Source organism: Brevibacterium litoralis, from assembly GCF_040212315.1.
GTDB classification, from domain to species: domain Bacteria; phylum Actinomycetota; class Actinomycetes; order Actinomycetales; family Brevibacteriaceae; genus Brevibacterium; species Brevibacterium litoralis.
The window spans coordinates 1-2,542 of the sequence record NZ_JBDIUY010000038.1; the positions used below are offsets into that span (position 1 = coordinate 1).

Sequence of the window (2,542 nt, forward strand, 5' to 3'; positions counted from 1 at the left end):
CACCAGGTCGAGTCCCCACTTGTAACTGTAGAAGTCGTAGCCGAAGTTGGGCCGGGTCACGAACTCGACGCCGTGAGGCAGGAGATCCATGTCCTCGTCTACGAGGCCGGAGGTCGACACCACGACCGTCCTGTCCGCGTCCGCGGCGTAGGTCTCGATGGTGCGGACCGTGTGCGGGCGGAGTCTCCGGTCGACGTCGTAGTGAGCCATCACGACCAGGGTCGTCACTGCGGGGACTCCTCCAAAGATGTGCGGATGGTGGTGGACACGGGCCCGGGCGGGACCCGAGCAGGCTCAAGGCTACTGCACCCGCGCAGCGCACCCGTGACCCGCGCCAGGGGCGTGGGCGCGCCGAACGAATGTGAGGCATTCCTCTTTCGGCCACATGTCATGGAACAATCGCACGCATGCGAGGAATCATTCTGGCGGGTGGAACCGGTTCGCGCCTCCACCCCATCACACACGGTGTCAGCAAGCAGCTCGTCCCGGTCTGGGACAAGCCGATGATCTATTACCCCTTGTCGACCCTGATGCTCGCCGGCATCAAGGACATCCTCATCATCACGACCCCCGGGGACTCCAAGACCTTCAAGGATCTGTTGGGCGACGGGAGCCAGTTCGGCATCAACCTCTCCTACACCGTCCAGCCGTCTCCGGACGGTCTGGCGCAGGCGTTCCTCCTCGGTGAGGAACACCTGCAGGGTGGGCCTGGTGCACTGGTCCTGGGTGACAACATCTTCCACGGCACCGGCTTGGGTTCCACGCTCGACCGCCACACCCACTCGGAGGGCGCCACGGTCTTCGGTTACTGGGTCGCCGATCCAACCGCTTACGGTGTTGTCGAGTTCGACGCCGACGGCAAGGCAGTCTCACTCGAGGAGAAGCCGGCAGAACCGAAGAGCAACTACGCAGTGCCCGGCCTGTACTTCTACGATGACACGGTCGTCGAGCGGGCCAAGGCGATCAAACCCTCGGCACGCGGCGAGCTGGAGATCACCGACCTCAACCAGAGCTACCTGGACGATGGAAAGCTCAGCGTCGAGATCCTGCCTCGCGGCACCGCCTGGCTCGACACGGGAACCTTCGAGTCCCTTCACGAAGCCAGTGCGTTCATCCGTACCGTCGAGCTCCGTCAGGGCCTGAAGGTCGCTTGCCCGGAGGAGATCGCCTGGCGCCAGGGTTACCTGTCCGATGCCGAATTGGAAGAGCGTGCGAAGCCTCTAGTCAAGAGTGGCTACGGCAAGTACCTGCTCGAGCTTCTGGCCCGAGGCCGTTGACACCGCGTCGCACCGACCTCGCATAGCCAACGAACTCAGAAAGGCAGTATCGTGATCGACTTTATCGTCGGCGGCATTGAAAACTCCGGGACAACTCTAGTGTCCGACCTATTCCGATCTGAGCGATCCAAATAAGTCGAATCTACGCCTTTTCCGTGAGTGACCAAAGTTCCGTCAAAACACGCTCAAATCCATTTTAAGGTAGATACAAATGCCTGTATTTCTAAAGCACGGTAAATCAGTCCTCTTCGTCCACATCCCAAAGGCCGGAGGCACCTCGGTGGAACGGATGTTTCAGAACGATGGATGGGAGATGCAACTTCACAATGCTCGCCCCATGTACCGCAGATGTTCTCCCCAACACATGCACGGTGAGATTTTAGCCGAGCGGGTCAACCTTGCATACTTCGACGCGATATTCGGCATTGTGCGAGAGCCAATTGCAAGATTTCGTTCCGAGTACGCCATGAGAGTCGAGCTCACTGACAACACCATAAGTGCTAAAGTAGTTGAACGATGGGCCGATAATAAAATTAGGCAGTACCAGTCCAACAACTACGCGTTGGACAACCACCTCCGACCGCAGCATGAGTTCATGGTGCCTAACATTTCTATCTTCAGATTCGAGGATGGGCTTGAAAACGTCCCTGAATGGCTCAATGAACGTTTCGATATCGATATCACGTCACCTATTCCTCATTCAATGAATTCCCAGAAGAGGTCCGGTAGGAGTAGTCGCGAAGTGCAGATTTCGCAGAAACTTTCAGCAAAGCTAAAGACCTTCTACGAACTCGACTTCAACTACTTCAACTACTAATCAGCTCGAACCGAATGGTTCTCAATGCGTCGTTCGGCGCCTAGCCACCAATCAATGCCTACCGTCGCTCTCGAATCAACACCCAGTGCGTTCAGGAGCTATGACTCGTATCTCCGTGCCGGGTAACTCAAGCACGCCTGTTTCCCAATTTCCAAATGCAACCGAGGCCAATGGAATATGCAATCCGATGACTCAATTTGGGGCTACGAAAAAGTCAGCATCTACGGCATTTCGCATATTGTACGACTCAGAAAGGCTCTTCGAACACGACAGATTGCACCCTCGCGAAGGGAGCTAACTGAGGTCATTGGAGAGCCGGCATTGACCCAACTTGGCTCAAATTAGTGCACACGCCCGCCCCGCCCGGCGGCACGCTGTCGGACGAGTTCGGCGACCCGCGCTGCCTCCTTCGGCGGGGGTGATTCCGCGACGACTTGCTGCCCGGCGA

3 protein-coding genes are annotated in these 2,542 nt (G+C 57.6%); 2 read left to right on the plus strand and 1 reads right to left on the minus strand.

Features of this window, described 5'->3' with window-relative positions; genetic code table 11:
- Positions 1–228, minus strand: a 228-nt coding sequence (locus AAD496_RS13315) for a hypothetical protein (RefSeq protein ID WP_349829305.1), incomplete at its 3' end; no start/stop codon positions are given.
- Positions 229–407: 179 nt separating this feature from the next.
- On the opposite strand from AAD496_RS13315, the gene rfbA reads away from it, so the two are divergent.
- Together rfbA and AAD496_RS13325 are read left to right on the plus strand one after the other, a co-directional pair.
- A complete protein-coding gene (gene rfbA, locus AAD496_RS13320; RefSeq protein WP_349829306.1) occupies positions 408–1,277 on the plus strand; it encodes a glucose-1-phosphate thymidylyltransferase RfbA in 870 nt (289 codons plus the stop codon).
- A 211-nt stretch (positions 1,278–1,488) separates the two neighbouring features.
- A complete protein-coding gene (locus AAD496_RS13325; protein WP_349829307.1) occupies positions 1,489–2,094 on the plus strand; it encodes a sulfotransferase family 2 domain-containing protein in 606 nt (201 codons plus the stop codon).
- Positions 2,095–2,542: the final 448 nt, after the last annotated feature.

Coding starts and splice junctions, on each gene's coding strand:
- AAD496_RS13325 (WP_349829307.1), top strand. CDS start 1,489: ATGCCTGTATTTCTAAAGCACGGTAAATCAGTCCTCTTCGTCCACATC.
- rfbA (WP_349829306.1), top strand. CDS start 408: ATGCGAGGAATCATTCTGGCGGGTGGAACCGGTTCGCGCCTCCACCCC.